The organism is Fumia xinanensis (genome assembly GCF_014384905.1).
In the GTDB taxonomy this organism is placed as follows: domain Bacteria; phylum Bacillota; class Clostridia; order Oscillospirales; family Ruminococcaceae; genus Fumia; species Fumia xinanensis.
The window spans coordinates 79719-98436 of the sequence record NZ_JACRSV010000002.1; the positions used below are offsets into that span (position 1 = coordinate 79719).

The 18718-nt window shown below is 50.0% G+C and carries 16 protein-coding genes, 1 other RNA gene and 2 pseudogenes; 16 read left to right on the plus strand and 3 right to left on the minus strand.

Features of this window, described 5'->3' with window-relative positions:
• Positions 1–51 precede the first annotated feature (51 nt).
• The 11 genes and pseudogenes from H8710_RS06980 (at position 52) to H8710_RS07030 (ending at position 9466) form a co-directional block, all read left to right on the plus strand.
• Positions 52–1038, plus strand: coding sequence for an ABC transporter permease (locus tag H8710_RS06980; RefSeq protein ID WP_346727096.1), 987 nt, complete (start codon positions 52–54; stop codon positions 1036–1038).
• Positions 1039–1116: 78 nt separating this feature from the next.
• Positions 1117–2934, plus strand: a complete 1818-nt coding sequence (locus tag H8710_RS06985; protein WP_249294793.1) for an ABC transporter permease subunit — start codon at positions 1117–1119, stop codon at positions 2932–2934.
• Positions 2935–2958: 24 nt separating this feature from the next.
• Positions 2959–3993, plus strand: a complete 1035-nt coding sequence (locus H8710_RS06990) for an ABC transporter ATP-binding protein (RefSeq protein WP_249294794.1) — start codon at positions 2959–2961, stop codon at positions 3991–3993.
• A gap of 79 nt (positions 3994–4072) precedes the next feature.
• A pseudogene (locus tag H8710_RS06995) lies at positions 4073–4468 on the plus strand (ATP-binding cassette domain-containing protein); the annotation flags it as partial.
• A 399-nt stretch (positions 4469–4867) separates the two neighbouring features.
• Positions 4868–5692 (plus strand): annotated as a pseudogene (locus tag H8710_RS07000) (ABC transporter ATP-binding protein); the annotation flags it as partial.
• A complete protein-coding gene (locus H8710_RS07005) occupies positions 5693–5890 on the plus strand; it encodes a hypothetical protein (RefSeq protein WP_249294795.1) in 198 nt (65 codons plus the stop codon).
• Positions 5891–7007: 1117 nt separating this feature from the next.
• The gene (locus tag H8710_RS07010) at positions 7008–7337 is read left to right on the plus strand and encodes a DUF1292 domain-containing protein (RefSeq protein ID WP_249294796.1); all 330 of its coding nucleotides are present in this window, start codon (positions 7008–7010) and stop codon (positions 7335–7337) included.
• Positions 7338–7404: 67 nt separating this feature from the next.
• A non-coding RNA gene (gene ssrS, locus H8710_RS07015) (6S RNA) lies at positions 7405–7608 on the plus strand.
• Between the two features lie 118 nt (positions 7609–7726).
• Positions 7727–8452: a tRNA threonylcarbamoyladenosine dehydratase gene (locus tag H8710_RS07020; RefSeq protein ID WP_249294797.1), complete on the plus strand. Its 726-nt coding sequence runs from the start codon at positions 7727–7729 to the stop codon at positions 8450–8452.
• Positions 8453–8640: 188 nt separating this feature from the next.
• Positions 8641–8997 (plus strand): sulfite exporter TauE/SafE family protein, encoded by a 357-nt coding sequence (locus H8710_RS07025; RefSeq protein ID WP_249294798.1) that lies wholly within the window; start codon positions 8641–8643, stop codon positions 8995–8997.
• Positions 8998–9019: 22 nt separating this feature from the next.
• Positions 9020–9466, plus strand: coding sequence for a TSUP family transporter (locus H8710_RS07030; protein ID WP_249294799.1), 447 nt, complete (start codon positions 9020–9022; stop codon positions 9464–9466).
• A gap of 96 nt (positions 9467–9562) precedes the next feature.
• On the opposite strand, the gene H8710_RS07035 is transcribed toward H8710_RS07030, so the two are convergent.
• A complete protein-coding gene (locus H8710_RS07035) occupies positions 9563–10057 on the minus strand; it encodes a LemA family protein (RefSeq protein WP_249294800.1) in 495 nt (164 codons plus the stop codon).
• Between the two features lie 148 nt (positions 10058–10205).
• On the opposite strand from H8710_RS07035, the gene H8710_RS07040 reads away from it, so the two are divergent.
• Positions 10206–11549, plus strand: coding sequence for an aldehyde dehydrogenase (locus tag H8710_RS07040; RefSeq protein WP_249294801.1), 1344 nt, complete (start codon positions 10206–10208; stop codon positions 11547–11549).
• Between the two features lie 127 nt (positions 11550–11676).
• Here the strand turns inward: H8710_RS07040 and H8710_RS07045 are convergent, their stop codons facing one another.
• Positions 11677–12975: a serpin family protein gene (locus H8710_RS07045; RefSeq protein ID WP_249294802.1), complete on the minus strand. Its 1299-nt coding sequence runs from the start codon at positions 12973–12975 to the stop codon at positions 11677–11679.
• Positions 12976–13548: 573 nt separating this feature from the next.
• Here H8710_RS07045 and H8710_RS07050 point away from each other — a divergent pair.
• The 3 genes from H8710_RS07050 (at position 13549) to H8710_RS07060 (ending at position 17886) form a co-directional block, all read left to right on the plus strand.
• Positions 13549–14277, plus strand: a complete 729-nt coding sequence (locus tag H8710_RS07050) for an ABC transporter ATP-binding protein (protein ID WP_249294803.1) — start codon at positions 13549–13551, stop codon at positions 14275–14277.
• A gap of 118 nt (positions 14278–14395) precedes the next feature.
• A complete protein-coding gene (locus tag H8710_RS07055; protein WP_249294804.1) occupies positions 14396–16531 on the plus strand; it encodes a COG1361 S-layer family protein in 2136 nt (711 codons plus the stop codon).
• On the plus strand, positions 16528–17886 hold the full coding sequence (locus H8710_RS07060; protein WP_249294805.1) for an ABC transporter permease: 1359 nt from the start codon (positions 16528–16530) through the stop codon (positions 17884–17886). The genes H8710_RS07055 and H8710_RS07060 overlap by 4 nt, the downstream gene beginning before the upstream one ends.
• Before the next feature lie 41 nt (positions 17887–17927).
• Here the strand turns inward: H8710_RS07060 and H8710_RS07065 are convergent, their stop codons facing one another.
• Positions 17928–18131, minus strand: coding sequence for a ribbon-helix-helix domain-containing protein (locus H8710_RS07065; RefSeq protein WP_249294806.1), 204 nt, complete (start codon positions 18129–18131; stop codon positions 17928–17930).
• 365 nt (positions 18132–18496) lie between these two features.
• Here H8710_RS07065 and H8710_RS07070 point away from each other — a divergent pair, with 365 nt between their 5' ends.
• Positions 18497–18718 (plus strand): helix-turn-helix domain-containing protein, encoded by a 222-nt coding sequence (locus H8710_RS07070; RefSeq protein ID WP_249294807.1) that lies wholly within the window; start codon positions 18497–18499, stop codon positions 18716–18718.

The window sequence follows — 18718 nt, forward strand, 5'->3', positions numbered from 1 at the left end:
TTTAATTTGTGACTTTTCCCATTCAAAAAATTTCAGTGGAAAGCGGGGAAAATGATGTTCAAATATATTGTAAAACGGCTTTTATACGTCGTTTTTGTTTTTTTCATCGTTTCTATCATCATGTTCGGAGTCTATAAAATGATTCCCGGGGATCCGGCGCGAATGATGCTCGACTCCTCCATCTCCTCGGTGGACCCGGAGCGGTACGAGGCTATGTATCAGGCCGCTCGGGAGAGGCTTGGCCTCGACAAGCCTCTGCCCATCCAGTATCTGAGCTGGATCACTAACATGCTGCGAGGCAACTTCGGGTATTCCTCCCAGTACCGGGTACCGGTGTCCCAGCTCATCAAGGAGCCGATGATTAACACCATCAAGCTCAATATTGTCAGCTTGATTTTGGTATTTGCCATCACGATTCCATTGGGAATTGCCACAGCAGTCAAAAAATATTCGGCCTTTGATAACACGGTGCAGGTGGGAACAGTAGTAGGATACAGCTTACCGAGCTTCGTTATCTCGCTTTTGATGATTTTCCTCTTCGCTGTGCGGCTGCCCATTTTTCCCATCAGCGGCGTGAACAGCCCCGGTTTTACCGGAACCGGGCTGGAACGTTTTCTGGACACCGCCTATCATATGTGTCTGCCGGTACTGGTCATGACTCTCAGTTCGCTTGGGGGGATTACCCGGTATGTCCGCAGCGCCATGATTGACGTGCTCCAGATGGATTACATCCGCACCGCCCGGGCCAAGGGCCTGCCTCAAAAGGTGGTCATTTACTCCCATGCCTTTCGGAATGCCCTCATCCCTGTCGTCACTATCCTAACCAGCTGGTTTGTGGGAATTTTCGGTGGTTCAGTGGTCATCGAGTCCATCTTCCAGTGGAACGGCATGGGCAAGGTCATGATCGACGGGCTGCGGCAGCTGGATTTTATGGTGGTTCTCGCCATGCAGATGTTTTATGTAGTCATCACCCTGATCGGGAACCTGATTATGGATTTGGGATATTCACTCGTTGACCCGCGTGTGAAACTGAGCTGATGAAAAAAATTCGGGAAAGGAAAGGCGGCTTTGCGATGAAAAAAATAGATATCGCGGAAAGCAGGCTAAGGTGACGGCATGAAGGAAGAAAATCGAAAATCCAGGGCAAGCGGTCTCGGCAATACCTTCCGGCAGCTATTTATGGGCGCCAACAACGTCCACACCTCGGTCATGGACGAAGAACAGATGCAAAGCCCTTTCCGCACCATTGTCCGCAATTTTTTGGATAACAAAATTGCTATGACGGGGCTTATCGTCTTTCTATTTATCCTGTTGAGCTCTTTTGTTCTGGCGGCGATTTTCAATCTGGACACCTCCTTTCAGGACGTGACCCAGCAGAATATCAGTCCAGGATTTAACATGTTGAGCGTACCGAACAGCCTCAAAAAAAACGCCAGGCAGATCGATGTTGGCGCCACCTACAGCATCGGGGTAGATGACGAAGGCAAGGTGTACCTCTGGGGGAAGATGGACCAAAAACTCAAGCAGATTCCCGCGGACATGGGAAAAATCGCGCAGGTTTCCGCCGGGCAGAACCACGTGCTTGCCCTATCCGAGGACAACAAAGTCTACACTTGGGGAAACAACCGGTTTACTTTGGACAAAGTCCCCTCTGAGGTGAACCGGCTGGGCAAAATCAAACAGGTGGAGGCGGGGTATCAGGTTTCCGTCGTCCTGTCGGAGGACGGAAAGATGGTCTCCTGGGGCAACGAAAACCTGCTGGATATTTCCCTCAAAGAGTACCAGGGCACCATCGACAAGCTTGTTTCCAACGGGACGACGGTACTGGGCCTCACGAAAAGCGGAGAAGTGGTGGCCATGTCGACAAAACCCAGCCCCTTTACCCGGGTCCCCGAGGAAATCCAGGGCCGCGTCGTAGACTTGGAATCCGCCGATACGGCGGCTATCGCCCTGACGGATGATGGGGCGATCCATGTCTGGGGCAACGCCCAGTACGGTCTCAATGTCCTGCCGGAAGAACTGAAAGGGAAGAAAATCAAGGACATCGCCGCCGGGCGGTATCACTTCGTCGCTGTTACCGACGAAGGAAAGGTTTATTCTTGGGGCAGAAACAACTATCATCAGGCGGATGTGCCTAATTCCCTCGACAAAACCAAAACGGCTGTCGTTTATGCCGGCACCTATCAAAACTACGCGGTGGACGAAAACGGAAAAGTAACCACCTGGGGGCTGAGCGGATACCTGATGGGCACCGATGGCCTCGGCCGAGACGTTTTCTCCCGGCTTGTCACTGGAGGACGGATGACGCTGACCATCGGCGCCATTGCCGTCATCATTTCCACCCTCATCGGCATCATCGTCGGCGGATTTTCCGGCTATTACGGCGGGAAAATCGATAACTTGCTCATGCGGTTTGCGGAAATCGTCGGTTCCATCCCGTTTTTGCCTCTGGCGATGATTTTGTCGGCCCTGTTGGGCAACAAGGTGTCGGAACTGGGACGGATTTCGATGATTATGGTCATCCTGGGCGTGCTGAGCTGGCCGGGGCTTGCCCGGCTCGTGCGGGGGCAGATTCTCGCCGAGCGGGAAAAGGAATTTGTCACCGCCGCCAAAGCCATGGGCATCCGGGAGCTGACCATCATCTTCCGGCACATCATTCCAAACGTCCTCACCGTCGTCATCGTCAACGCGACGCTGAACTTCGCCTCGGCGCTCCTAACTGAGTCGGCCCTGTCTTTCCTGGGATTCGGCGTAGTGGAGCCGAACCCCACCTGGGGCAACATGCTCACCGGTTCTCAGTCGTCCACCGTCATATCGGACTACTGGTGGCGTTGGGTATTCCCGTCCATCGCACTGAGCTTTGCCACCATCAGCATCAACCTGATCGGCGACGGCCTGCGGGACGCCATCGACCCCAAATCCGCCGAACGCTAAACCCATGGGAAAGGAGAAACACAAATGGCACTGTTAAAGCTCATCGACCTGCACACCTTTTTTGACACGAAAAAAGGAACTGTCAAGGCGGTCAACGGGGTCTCCTACTCGGTGGACGCGGGCAAGACTTTGGGGGTCGTGGGAGAGAGCGGCAGCGGGAAAAGCGTCTCCGCTATGAGCATCCTGCGGCTTTTAGATGGCAACGGCCGGATAGACAGCGGAGAAATCCTCTTCGACGGACAGAATTTGGTGGAAGCGCCTATGGAAGAAATGCTTAAAATCCGCGGCAACGACATTTCGGTCATCTTCCAGGAGCCGATGACGAGCCTCAACCCGGTGTTCACCATCGAGCGGCAGATCAGCGAAGCGTTTCTCATCCATCAGGACATCAGCAAAAAAGAAGCCGCCAAGCAGTCTGTCGAAATGCTCCGGGCAGTGAAAATCCCCAACCCGGAAAACGTGGCGAAACAATATCCTCATCAGCTTTCCGGCGGCATGCGGCAGCGGGTGATGATCGCCATGGCGCTGGCCTGCCGGCCAAAGCTCCTCATCGCCGACGAGCCCACAACTGCTCTCGATGTGACTATTCAGGCGCAGATTTTAAAGCTGATGAACGAGCTGAAAAAAGAGCAGGGGACCAGTATCCTCTTTATTACCCACGATTTGGGTGTCATCAACGAGATGGCCGACGACGTGGCGGTGATGTACTGCGGGCAGGTGGTGGAGATGGCGCCGGTCCGTATGATTTTCGGCGGCAGCATCTACTCCCACCCCTATACCGAGGGGCTTCTCACCTCGATTCCCCGGCTGGATACGCCCCACGGGGTGCGGCTGGAGGCGATTCCCGGGTCGGTGCCCCATCCGCTTGACCTGCCGGAGGGGTGCAAGTTCGCTCCCCGGTGCAAATACGCCACCGCCCAGTGCGTCAGCCGGGAGCCGGACTTAGTCCAAATGGAGCCGGATCACTGGGTACGCTGCTACTATGCCGAGAAGGAAAAACGCTGGGCAAAACAAAAGGACACCGATTCGCCCGCCCAATCGCAGATAGCGGGGCGGTGACTCAAAGCACAAAAGGCCGCCCTGAATAGGGGCGGAGAACATAGATTTTTGCGGGCGGCTGGCCGCCGGGAGGACTGTTATGGAGCAAAAAAAGGTACTGCTGAGAATTTCAAACCTCAAACAGTATTTTCCGCTGAAGAAAACCTCTTTTAAAGACAAGGAAACACTATACGTCAAGGCAAACGACGGCATCTCCCTGGAGATTTACGAGGGGGAGACCTTCGGCCTTGTGGGGGAATCGGGCTGCGGAAAATCCACCTTTGGGCGGACGCTTTTGCAGCTCTATCACCAGACCGACGGCAAAACTATGTATTACGGCCGTTCTCTCGACGATTTGGCGCCCCGTTATGTGCAGGACATTCTCAAAAACCTGCCCCAGCGGAAGACGGAGATGGAAAAACTGCGGGAGAAGTATGCAAAGCTCGACGCGGAATACCAAACCCTCTCGGAAGAGGAGAAAATCCACCGGCACGACGAACGTGAGCTTGCGAAAAAGGAAGCAGACGACGCTTTTCTCGATATTGTACAGCTGATTGGCGGCCTGCTCATCTCCGACGATTTGGAGGCGGTGTCGGCCCTTTTTATGGAAGGCTACCGCATCGCGGCGGAAATCCGGGATAAGCGGGGAGAACTCTCAGAGCTTCAGTTGGACGCCGACGTCTTTGCCGACGCCGTGAAACAGCGGGACAAGTCGGGCAAGGACGCCTCTTCTCAGAAAAGGCGCCTCCGGGAGCTTCAGGCCCGTATGGAAGGAAAAAAGGCGGAAATTCGAGAGCGGGAAAAAGCCCTGGGCGAAAAGAAATTCGCCATCGAAGCCCTCAGGGAGCAGTACCGGGAAGACCCCCAGTACAAGGAATACGACCATTATAGGGACGACGGCATCGACCTGGCCAAATTAAACTACCGGGAAATGCGAATGCTGCGAAAGGATTTGCAGCTTATCTTCCAGGACCCATATTCTTCCCTGAACCCTCGGATGACGGTGGGGCAGATCATTGGGGAAGGGCTTTTGGCCCACCGGTTTTACAAAAAAGACGACGACCGGATGCAGAATTATGTGATGAAGGTCATGGAGGAATGCGGCCTCGCCCCTTATATGCTCCACCGGTATCCTCATCAATTTTCGGGCGGGCAGCGGCAGCGCATTGGCATCGCCCGGTCGTTGGCCTTAAATCCTAAATTCGTCGTCTGCGACGAGGCGGTGTCGGCGCTGGACGTTTCCATCCAATCCCAGGTCATCAATTTGCTCTTGGATTTAAAGGAAAAGGAGCATCTCACTTATCTCTTTATCTCCCACGATTTAAGCGTGGTGAAGTATATCAGCGACCGCATCGGCGTCATGTACCTGGGCGTCATCGTGGAGCTGGCCCCGGCGGCCGACATCTTTGCCCATCCCCGGCATCCCTACACCGAGGCGCTGCTGTCGGCCATCCCCACCACCGACCAGGGGGAGAAAAAAGAGACGATTCTCCTCACGGGGGACATCCCCAGCCCGGTGAAGCCCCCGAAAGGCTGTAAGTTCCATACCCGTTGTCCTTACGCTACTCAAATTTGCAAGGAAGCGACACCGTCCCTCTTAGAAGTCTCTCCGGGTCACTTTGTGGCCTGCCATCACCGGAGCGATACCGACGTGCTCGCCATGTCCCGAAAGGTGTCGGTACAAAACCAAGGCAAATCCCGCCGAAAGGAAGAAGAGTAGATGTTTAAAAGGCGCATCACCCGGGTACTCAACGCCTCCAAAAGCGAAGCTGACTTCCGCCGCCGTACCGCGGGGGAGCATCTCGAAAAAGGGGATCTGTCGGCGATGATCATCGCGGCGCTTATTACCTTTCTGCCAGTTTTGCTTTTAATTTTGGGGGCATTCGCCCTCATCATTTGGCTATTTTTTCTCCGATAGGGGTTTCTCTTTTTGATATAAAAAATAAAGCCGAAGCGAACATCCGCTTCGGCTATTATTCTGCAATTGATTTTGCTATTCACTTTAATTGTGCGAATTTAAAACTGTTTTATCACGGACCTTTTCTCAAAATTTACATTCTAACGATTTTCCTTAGGACTCTTCCAATAACCACTGGGATGTCAGACAACCAACGCGGTCATCCGCTTCTTTCCCATGGCTGTTTACCCGTTCCAGTTGTCTTACAACGAAACTTACAGGAATCCCTCGGAACAAAATGTAACATTCTTTGTTTCCGTAACTCAAGGGAACCAATTTTAGTCTTCGCATTCGTTTGGTAGGATAAACCAAAGCCATTCTTTTCTGCATTTGTATCACCCGGCATTTCTTTTTGTGAGAAAGAACCCGTTTCAGTGTTATGGTACAGACACTTTGAATGGAGTTTTGGTTCACTCGCAATTAGTACATTGGATTCACCATTTTCGTATTTAGTATCGGTAAACTCTGTTTGTTTCTCAGAGTCAATGATGCTTTATGAATACATCAAATAGAAAATAATCAATGGATAATCGTCAATCAAAAGTCCGGCAAAACTGCCGTTAAGCTTGAATGTGGATTCATACAAGTTTTCCATTTTGCATTTCTGCTCTGAGGCAAGTATCAAAACGAATCTCACGCATTCTTTCAAATATCACTTACAATACCTAAAAAACTGGTCTCTTCGCATGATTTGTTTTTCTCGCCTTTAGCAGGTACATTTTGTACTTTTGTAATCGAATCAACTTATTCGAAGGGGACTGTTTTTGATTTACGCGTTCTCACCATTGACCCTGACGAAACAATTCTCTTCACTTTTCATCGGAATCACCTTCTTTACTGATTTGTCGTTTGATTATCTTCTATGGCTATAGTATAACAAGAATATTGTTAGTTGTCAATAGTTTTTTTAGAAAATGCGGAAAATTTTTATATTTAACATATAAAAATTAAGACTGCTGTTTATTAAAAAAAGATATCACTATTTACAAATTGCGCTTGACTTTGACATTCCTTGACGGTACAATGAAAACGATAGCCAAAAATTAACAATATGACAAAAAGAATTTTGGAGGGCATTATGGCTGATAGATTTGATGAGGCGAACCTGTATACTTTGGTCGACGAAGAAGGTGTGGAACAGACCTTTGAGATGCTGGATGCGATGGAAGTGGACGACAAACGGTATTTCGCTTTGATGCCTGTGTACGATGATCCGCAGGAACAGCTGGAAGCGGACGGCGAACTGGTCATTCTTACATCAGAAATCATCAACGGCGAGGAAATGATGGCGTCTATTGACGATGATGATGAATATGAGCGTATCGGCAATATGTTCATCGACCGTTTGAATGCGATTTTCGACGACGAATACGAGGACGAAGTGGAAGATCCCGACGTGGAAGAATAATCCATCGTCTTTTTGAACGAAAAAACTTGATTTTTTACAGACTCTTTGGTATACTAAGTGCAGATAAAATTTTCTGCCTTGTTCGAGTATGTTACAGCATTTTATAAATCCAACACTTATAATAAGGGAATTCTGCTCCTGGCGCGGATTGCAGACCTCCCGGCCGGATATTATGGTCCGGTTGGACGAAGGGAGCGCGATGTGTCGGGGGGAATACCCACCTGCTGAAAGGCGGGTTTATGTTGCTGTGCGACGGCAAGGTGGAGTATTTTTAAAAGATCCTGCTTCAAAACAGGTGAAGTCCCCCGCTTTTATAGGCGGGGGATGTTTTTTTACGGACAGGCCCTTGCCTTGGTAGTGGTATTACATAAAACGAAAGGGGAATGGAGATGGAGGATTGGCTGATGCGACAGAGGCTGCTCATCGGGGATGAAGCCTGCCGGAAACTGGAGCGGAGTACTGTCGCGGTCATCGGGTTAGGCGGCGTGGGCGGCGCCTGCGTGGAAGCGCTTTGCCGCTGCGGAGTGGGTACTCTTGTCTTAGTGGACCATGACACTGTGGATCTGACAAACTTGAACCGTCAGCTCATCGCCACCCGAAGCACGATAGGGCTCCAGAAGACCCAAGCTTGCAGGCAACGGGTGCTGGATATTAATCCTTCCTGCAACGTTATCCGCCTCGACCTGTTTTACGGAGAGGACACCTGGGGGCAGGTGTTCTCGAAAAAACCGGACTACATGATCGATTGCATCGACACGGTTACGGCAAAGCTCCATCTAGCGGTGACCTGCAAGGAGCAGAAAGTTCCGCTGTTGATGTGTCTAGGCACTGGAAACCGCTTTGATCCTTCCCGTTTTCGCATTGGAGACATCGGGGAGACAGCCCAGTCGGGAGGAGGCTGCGGCCTGGCACGGGTTATGCGCCGAGAGCTGAAAAAACGGGGGATAATCCGCCAGCAGGTTTTGTATTCGACAGAACCGGCTTCCAAGACGGTTATTGCAGACGGTGAAACAGGCCGCAATGCGCCGGGGAGCATTTCATTTTGTCCGCCTGTGGCAGGCTATTTGCTGGCCGGCAAAGCGGTGCAGGATTTACTGGTCGATTCCAGAGAATAATTTTTTCCAGAAGTTTGGTTTTGAATAATCTCAACTAAAAAATATTTTTTAGTAATGGGAAAAAAGCGGCGCAGGAATTGTGCCGCTTTTTCCTATTTTCGGGATATAATTTCCTTTTCCGCGCAAAATAAAAGTATCTGTACAAAATGCTTGAGGCTGGGGTTTTCAGCTGACGGGGAGGGAAAAGAATGAAAAAGGGAAAAGGATATTTTTATTTTTTGGGTGCAGTGGCAGGCGCACTCAACGGGCTGTTCGGATCCGGCGGCGGTACAGTGGTCGTCCCCATGCTTCAGGGAGCAGACATCGAATCGAAAAAGTGCCACGCCACATCTATTGCCATCATTCTGCCTTTGAGTTTTTTCAGCGCCTTATTTTTGATGAATGGACTGGATTTCAACTGGGGTACCGCTTTTTCTTACCTGCCTCTGGGTATCGTGGGAGCAGTAATTGGCGCATTTTTGCTGAAAAAAATACCAAACGGCCTGCTTCGCAGGATTTTTGGCGGGATCATCATATTCTCCGCTGTGCGGCTATGGTTAAAATAAACATTGAGAAAGGGGGAGACCATTGGACTGGCTCATCATTGCGGCGGTATCACTGCTGTCTGGAATTACAGCTTCTATGGGACTGGGCGGGGGATTTGTCCTGCTCATTTATCTGACGGCCTTTGCTGGAATGCCGCAAATGGAGGCTCAGTGGGTGAATCTCATCTTTTTTTTACCCATCGGTGCCCTTTCTCTGTGGTTTCACAAGAAAAATAACCTTATTGTAAAAGAGGCAATTTTGCCGTCGGTGCTTACTGGAATTGCCGGAGTGATGGCGGGAGTAGCAGCGGCAAAACTCTTGGGAAACGAGCGGCTGACAAAAATTTTTGCGGTATTTTTGCTGTTTATTGGTTTAAAGGAACTGTTTTTCCGGGAAAAGAAAGGAGAAGCGGTTCAGCACACCGAAGAACTAAAGCCGATTCCTCATTTGCTCCATGCCAAAGCTGCAAGCAACCACAAGCACCATTAAATAATTTCCTTGACGAAGCCAAGGTTAGAGGCTATAATGGTTTCCAAAGGTTTCCAGCAAAACAAAAGGTTTGGAAGCGTGGCTTCCAAACCTTTTTCACTGATAATCCGCCTGTAGGGCAGTGGCCTTCTCGTATCCCAGCAACTTGCTTACGGGGAAAAAGAGGGGCGATGCAATTTTATTGTTGTACTCCTCCACCAGGCTATTGTACCGGTTGATTGCGGAATTTAAGTTCTGTTCGCTGTTGACGACCCGGAGCTGAATTTCCTGATACCGGGTATCTTGAATGTTATAAGCGCTGAGTGTACTTCGTATCGATTCCGAATCAATCGCCGCATCCTCGGATACCGGATCTCCCCCAGCGGATGCATAGGAAACGGTGTCGGTGTTTTTTTGAGTGTATTCTGTATAGTAGTCGAGCAGAACGTTATCTGCTTCCCGGCGGGCAGTATAAGCACTTTGTATCCTGCCGGTGGCTAACTCCATCTGCTTTTCCAGGTTGTTGAGTTGAAAATAATGGTCGGCGGACAAAATTCCGTAAACCGTTACGACACAGACAATGAGAACAAATAATATGGCGTGTTTCTTCAAGGCATTACCTCCATCCCGCGTAATGTGGGATTGTTCTACGCATTTGGAAATTATATTACAAATTTTATGAAAAATCAAGAAATTTGCCATTACATATTGGTTACATTTGTTGTTACCTTTTTCGTTTACGGTTTGATAGGAGAAGTTCATGAACAATACATTTTATTCTGCGGGCATGACTCTGCCACGTTCTTTTCGAATGCGGCAGTTGGAAAAACTGAAAACGGTATTGTTGGATTATGAAGAGGATCTTTACAATGCGCTTCAACTAGATTTGGGGAAATCCAAGTTTGAGAGCTGGGAAACTGAGATTGGCCCTGTGGTTCAGGAAATTTGTTATGCCCAGAGGCATCTGAAAAGTTGGATGAAACCCCGGGGTGCAGCAACATCGATTCTCCATTTCCCATCCAGCGGAAAAATCATTCCCGAACCCTATGGAACGGTGCTCATTTTCTCCCCCTGGAATTATCCGGTTCAGTTGACTCTAGCGCCGCTTACAGCAGCTATTGCAGCGGGAAACTGTGCTGTGATTTCCCTGCCCCCTGCCAGTGTTCACACTTCTCAGGTACTGGAAAAGCTCCTGGCAGACGCTTTTGCAGAGGAACACGTCCGCACCTATCTGGGAGACATCCCGACGAATACTGAACTGCTCAAGGAGCCTTTTGACTACATCTTTTTTACTGGCAGCCCTCGAGTGGGAAAAATCGTTATGGAAGCGGCTGCAAAAAATCTGACGCCGGTTACGTTGGAACTGGGGGGCAAAAGTCCCTGCATCGTAGACAGGACAGCGGATATCGGGTTAGCGGCTCGGCGCATTGTTTGGGGCAAATGCCTAAACAGTGGGCAGACCTGTGTAGCCCCTGACTATATCCTGGCAGAGGAGCCTATCAAGGGAAGACTTTGCTCTGCCCTGGGGCAGGAATACAAAAAACTTTATGGGGATAACCCGTTAAACAATCCCGATTACCCGGCAATTATCAATGAGCACCATTTCGACCGGCTCTGTGCTCTGCTGGAGGGACAGAAAATTGTCAGCGGAGGCAGGTATGACCGACAAAAACGGAAAATAGAACTGACGATTATCGATGATCCGGATTTGCACAGTCCAGTCATGGAAGAGGAAATTTTTGGGCCGATTCTGCCGATTATTCCCTATGAGACTCTGGACGATGTAAAGAGTTTTGTGTGCAGCCGTCCAAAACCGTTGGCATTATACCTGTTTACCCATTCGGAGGACACGGAGCGGAGAATTATGGAGGAAATTTCCTTTGGAGGCGGAAGTGTCAACGACACCATTGTCCATCTGGTGAACCACGGCCTGCCCTTCGGCGGCGTGGGAAACAGCGGCATGGGACGATATCATGGCAAGTACGGTTTTGATACCTTTACCCATTACAAAGGGGTGCTGAAAAAGGGCAATTGGCTGGATTTGCCGGTGCGCTACCCGCCTTATGAGGGAAAATTGAGCCTGCTGAAAAAGCTGATGAAGTGAACAAAAGGCCTGCTCAAAAAAGCAGGCCTTTTGTTGCGCGTATACGAAAAGGCCGGAGCATTTGCCCCGGCCTTTTCGCTCTCCTAATCTCCCATATCCCGTAAAGGGAAAGCAAAATCAGCGTAATTTATTTTTGGGTGGGGTCGTTTATGACACCCATAAACATTACGACACCGTTGCGGTCGGTGATGGTGAAGATAAAGGGTCTGTCCAGAATCATTTCCGCCCGGTCAACAGGGAGGGCAGAACCAGCCATGCCAATTTCAGTAAAAGCTGAAGCTTCTACGCCGTTTTCATCGATAGCCACGTGGGTCTGCTGCTTGACCTCGGAAATATAGAGACCTTTGTCGCTGGAAATGCCGGAAAAATTAGCAGTTTCTTTAAAGGCTTTCTTCACGCCCAGGGATTTGAGGGCGCCGCCCAAGTCAATGTCAGTATTGAAGTTGAATTTGGGCAGTTTGAAGGTGACCATGCCGCTTTTGGGTTCTCCGCCGCTGAGCAAATCAGAGGCTTTATCGGCAGTAAGCAGTAAATCATCGGTTTTGACGCCTTTATCCGGCAGGATGAAATTCATTGCGCCGCCATTTTTCAGTCCAAGAGATGCTGCTGTGTAATTTTTTCCTTTTACAAAGCCATGGGAGCTAAAGACTTGATTCATGAAATCGCATTGGACAGTGGAACCGTCTGCTTTATAGAAGGTATCCTTCTTAGTGGCTGTTTCATTGAACTTATTGACCCACTGATCTTTAAAATACACCGTGTTGATGATGGACATACAAAGTTCTTTGTCAACTTCCATCTTTGGAGCCAAAGTGCCGTTTGTGTTTTCCGCAATCCACTGTCCCATGAGCTCGCCAGTCTTTTTGTCGGCGAAGTCCACGTTGAAGAGAGAAGCGTAAAATTGGCCGGTGGCGGTATCCAGATAGTTTTGGTTAAAAGTCATATCATCGCTGAGCCAAAGGGAATTGGCGATTTTCAGCTTGCCCATATCATTTTCCAGATACATCCGGCGGAAAAGGTTGGCATTCTGGGCAGCTAAGTAAGACACGCCTTTTTTGCTGTCGATGCCCAGTGCCTTTAAAAGCTCCTGCTGGGTATCCCCATTGGAGCCGACAGTGGCAAGAGACAAGGCCATGTATGCGCTGATAGGAGAATAAGTGTAGTTTTCCGACTGCCGTCTCAGTACCTTGGAAGAAGATTTGGCGGCAAAGTCATTGAGCGAACTGATAAACGTTTCGTCGACCGGGTTGCTTTCGCAAATGGCAGCCTTGGCCTCATAGTCGTCATAGGCGACAGCAGCGGGATATTCGGGAGTGCCTTTCTGTTCCGGGACAGGAACCTTTTCCCCGGCGGAGAAAACCTGGCCGGCCGCTAGAGTAACGCAGGCGGCGCATGCGATGATTGCGAACAGTATTTTTTTTGTCATGGCAATCGCTCCTTTCTGGTTTGTAATAAATAAAGATAGACGTATTTAGCGACAGGTAACATCTCTATTAAAAAGACACACAGCCAATCTAAAAAGTTGCAATAGCAAATAACTTTTTCCCAATTTTTATATTGATAAAAAATATTTTTAATTTTCTTCTGCTCTTTTTATATACATAGAGTGTAAAAAACAACTGGTTTTGTTTCATTGACAATAAAAAATTTACAGATTCTGGTGATATTTTATTCACAGACATTAAAATGATGATTTGTCTTTTTCTACCCAATAGCGGGTAATGTACGGAAAATTATGACACGAATTTATCAAAAATAGGAAGTTATTTTAAAACTTTTTGGATGGAATGGGTGTCTATCTCTCATAGAAAAGCCGGTTTTGATAGGATTGTAACCGGAATTTCATTGTTTTGTGAAGTGCGGTGTGCTATACTCACAGTATGCGGCGGGCTTAAAAAGATAAATGCCCGCAGTTTGATTGATACCAATACTTTGTAAGGAGGCTGGGAGAAACTCGACATGACCGCAGCTCTTTATGACAAAAGTTAGGAGAACGACAATGAGTCTTATTTGCGTCAAAGATATCCGAAAAGTCTACCATCTGGGGACGGAAAAAGTCGTTGCCTTAAACCGCATCAACCTTTCCATCGAACAAGGGGAAATCTGCTGTATCCTTGGTACTTCCGGTTCGGGAAAATCCACCCTTCTAAACATTATGGCGGGCCTTGAGAAGCCATCTCGGGGAAGCGTCTTTATTGATGGGGTGGATATCGCCAAACTCAGTGAACGGCAGTTGGCGGTTTTCAGGCAGAAAAACATCGGATTTATCTTTCAGTCTTATAACCTGATGCCCACCCTGACGGCGGTGGAAAACGTGGCCATGCCCTTGATGTTTAAAGGAATTGGTAAGAAAAGCAGAAACGGGCAGGCCGTAAAGATGCTCAAAGCGGTGAAACTTGGAAACCGGATGCACCACAAGCCCACCCAGATGTCCGGCGGTCAGCAGCAGCGTGTTGGCATCGCAAGGGCTTTTGTAGCCCATCCAAAAATCGTCTTTGCCGACGAGCCAACCGGAAACCTGGACAGCAAGACCACCATCGAAGTCATGGAGATGATTGTGGGCCTCGCCCGCAAGCATCACGAGACGCTGATCCTCGTCACCCACGACCGGGAGATCGCCCAATACGCCGACCGGATCGTTCACCTCTTAGACGGCAACATCAAAAGCGACAAGGCAAATGAGGCGCTTTTTGTCCCCGGCGAGCAGCCGCAGGAATCAGCGGGATAATATGCAGGCTTAGCACACGGCCATCACAGCCAGTTTCAAGGGCGGCCGTTTATCAAAAATATACCTAAGGAGAAGGACAATGAATTACACCAAATGGAAAAAGAAGGGCGGCAGACTTATGGCTGGCGCCGTAACCCTTTTGATGATTACGATGCTCATCTTAGCGGCGGTTCCGGCCCTGACAGCTCACGCCGCCAGCGAACCCACAGTCTCGATTACGACAGATCCCAAAAGCGGAATCAAAGCGTTTGACGATTTCAGCATGGATTTGAAGTTTGTGCACAACGCTTATACCGACAGAGACGTCACCAGCGTTGATGTGACGGTCACAGGCGTGGGCGGCATGAGCGGCTCCTATGCTGAAAAGGGGATTCGTCCCAGCGGCGACTCGGTGCTGGGCTATCAGCTCCATGTGCCAGAGGGAAAAATCACTTATACCGGCATGGGCTCCACTACACTGCTCATCGATGTGAAGTACAATGGCAAAGTAACCGACAGCTATTCTTTCCAGCGGACAGTTTACAGCATCGACGGAGGCGGAAACGACCAATACGACCCGGACGAACCGGTGACTCCCAGCCCTATGGATCCTCCCAAGGTGGCGGGAAACGCCATTATCGTCAAAGAGGGTTCCCCCCTTCAGACCATTAACGCCGGCCAGAGCAAAACCCTTCGCATTCAGCTTTCCAACACCACAAACTCCATTTTGGGGAAGATTCAGGTCACTTCCACCCTGCCGGAAGGGATGACCTTCAATTCCTCCGACGCCACAAAGTCCATTTACCTGGGACGGAAAGAAACGGCAGAACTGACCTTGGATGTGGTGGGAGGCAAGGAAATGACCACCGGCACCCAGACGATCCAGCTCAAAGCCATGTATAAATACGGTTCTGAAATCAAGACCGAGGAAATTCCCGTTTACCTGAAAGTCACCGGTATGGATGAGCAGGCAGGGACTAGCGGCAGCCTTGCCGTAACGAGTTACAAGATAGATAAATCGACAGTTCCTGCAGGGGAATCCTTTAAGCTGAGCGTCACTGTTCAGAACAACACCGCCAAAGCGGTTCAGGGGTTGCAAGTAAAGCTGGATGGACTGGCCACCGAGGGCATCACCGTCAATGGAGGATTGGACACCCAGACGGTTCAAAATCTTGGAAAAGGCGCTTCCACAACTCTTACATACAATATGGCCACCAGCAAAAAGCTGGAAACCGGTAACCAGATTCTCACCGTGAATCTGAAAAACGGCGAAGAGGAAGTTTCCTCCAAAGTTTTCGTCCCGGTGAAGGGCACCAAAACCTCCAGCGGGGACGAAGAGGGCGTGGGCATGAGCAAGCCCCAGATCATCATGCAGAGCTACAGCTTCGGCGAAAGCTCGGTGGTGGGCGGCCAGACCTTCCCCCTGACTCTCAACGTGAAAAACACAAGCTCTGTCTCCGCTATCGAAAACGTCAAAATGACCATCGAATCGGCTCCTGACGAGACCACCGGCGGCGTCTTTACCCCCGCCAACTCCAGCAACACCTTCTTTATCGCCAGGGTTCCGGCGGGGGGCGTGTTCTCCGAGTCCATCGACATGCTGGTGAAAGCGGACGCGGCTCCAAAATCCTATGGCTTGCAGGTGAAGTTCAGCTACGAGGCAGTCTTGGACGGCAAGCGGGAGACATTGGAGGCCACCGAGACTATTACCGTCCCCGTCACCCAGCCGGACCGGTTTGAGGTAAACGAAGTAGAGATGTACAGTCCGATTTACCTGGGCGACAGCCCCTCTATCTCGGTACAGTATGTAAACCAGGGAAAGAGTACCATATTCAATCTCTCAGTGGAAGCCACAGGTGAAAACTTCACCACCGGCGAGTCTAAATCCTATATCGGCAACGTGGAGTCCGGCGCCAGCGACTCCTTTGACCTGAGCATCAATCCCGTCGACGTGGGGCCTCTGAGCGGCACCCTGAAATTCACCTACGAGGATGCCAACGGAGACACCAAGGAGATCATCCGGGAGTTTTCTGCGGAAGTCATGCAGATGGATATGCCGGCCATTGACGATCCGGGTATGGAGCCCATGCCGGAGGAACCCAAAGGCGGGCTTCCAATGTGGGCGTGGATTCTCATTGGCGTGGGCGGCGCTGTGGTTATCGCGGTGGTCGTCATCGTAGTGGTCGTAAAGGTCAAGGCCCACAAGAAGAGACTCCTGGAAGAAAACGACGAATTTGACGACATCCCGGAAGATGATGAGGATCAGCAGCAATGAAATTAAAAGACATGATCGTCATGTGCCTTTCTAACCTCTTCAAACGGAAAGTGCGGACTCTTCTGACCGTGATGGGAGTGGTCATCGGCACATGCGCCATCGTTGTAATGATTTCACTGGGACTGGGAATGCAGAAAACTACCGAAGAAGCGCTGGCCCAGATGGGCGACCTGACGGTGATCCAGATCTACAACTGGAACAGCAGCCCTGAAATTCCCGCGCTGGACGATGCCATGCTCAAAACCATCAAGGAAAACCAGTATGTGCAGGCCACCATGCCCGTGTATCAGGGCGAATGGGGCCAGATTACCATCAAAAGCGGCAAATACGCTTACGACGGCATGGTTTACGGCGTGTATATGGACGACTTGGAGGCGTTTGGCTATACGCTTACCGAAGGGAGTTTTCCTGAAACGGAAGCGAGTGGGGAGGAAAATTACATCCTTTTCGGTTCCCAGGCACCCTATGATTTCTACAACACCAAGAAGAACAATAACAATCGGGTCAACATGATTCCCGACGCGGAAGGCAATATGCCCGATCCCTTTGTCAACGTCATGAAAGACAAACTGGAGATCGAGATCAATAAACAGGATCCCCAAACCAACAAGAAAAAGGCCCCCGTCTTTAAAATCAAGGCAGCGGGCATCATGGCCGAGGACTGGAGCAAGAACCCCAGCCCTAGCTATTCGGTTTTTCTCGATATGAATTTTCTGAAAAAGCTCCAGACCGAGTATAACAAGCTCAATAACGTCAAGGTAGACAAAAACAAAAAGGACACCGGTTACCAGCAAGTCATGGTCAAGGTGGACGACATGAAACATGTGGCCGAGGTGGAGGAAATCATCAAAGGCTACGGCTACGAGACAAACTCTATGGAGAGCATCCGCAAGCCCATTGAGGAGCAGGCCCGAAGCCAACAGATGATTCTGGGCGGCTTGGGCGCTATCTCCCTCCTGGTGGCGGCGCTGGGCATTACCAATACCATGATTATGTCCATCTATGAGCGCACCCGGGAGATCGGCGTCATGAAGGTCCTGGGCTGTATGATCAAGAATATCCGCACCGTCTTTTTGATGGAGGCGGGAACCATCGGGTTCATTGGCGGCATTCTCGGCGTGGGCATCAGCTACCTGATTTCCTTCATCATCAACTCCATTTCCGCCGGAGCGGGCGGGGGAGATATCTACGGCATGATGATGGGCGGCGGAGGACTGGGAGGTTCTTCTATCATCCCGTTCTGGCTTGTTATCGGGGCCATCGCCTTTGCGACGATGATCGGCCTCATATCGGGGTTCTATCCCGCCAACCGGGCGGTGAAAATCAGCGCGCTGACTGCCATTAAGCAGGAATAAGGGCGGTTATCGGGCGGAAAGCATCAAAAAACGGACAGCTGTTACGGCTGTCCGTTTTTCTGTTGTTTTGCTTCGTCCAGGGCGTCCAGGGCATAGCGCAGAGCCTCCCGCGCGAAGGCAGAAAAGCTGCATTCCAGCTTTTTGCGGGCCAGATCAATCTGATCCGCTAATTCTTTAGAAAGATAGATGGTCCGGCAGGTATGTGGCGGCCTTTGAGGGCGGGGAAGTATCTTAAAATTTTTCATTGGCGTCCTCCAGAAAAAATGTAGAGCGGATATTTGGCCCTGCCCTGGCAGGAAGCCCGAAAACCGCGGCATGTCCCTCGTTCCCTCTACAGCGTGGTTCGTCCAGTTATATGGAGGGAGAGGGGGTCTGCAAAATGCGGTGGGGTGATGGTGAATTCGGGCTTCCTGCCAGGGCAGGGGAAATAAAACCCTCGAAAATTCGTTGACTTTCCGGGGCTGAAATGGTATGCTAAAAGAGAATATACACGCAGTTTGTTTCGTGTCGCTTTATTTAAACACGTAGCATTAGTCGTGCTTTTTAATGATTGCATTATAACACGACTAATGCTACGTGTCAAGTGCTTTTTAAAAAAAGAGGTGAAAAAATGGAAAAATTTGTAGAGAGAATCAAAATGCTGAGAAAAAAGAGCGGACTTACCCAAGTTGAGGCAGCAAAAGCGATTGGGATTAAGGAAAGAACATATCAATGCTATGAAGGCGGAAGTTATGCTCCATCTGCTGTTAATTTAATCGGAATCGCCAAACTCTACCATGTCAGCATCGACTACATTGTCGGCCTGACCGACGACCCGACCTGTCACTGGTAA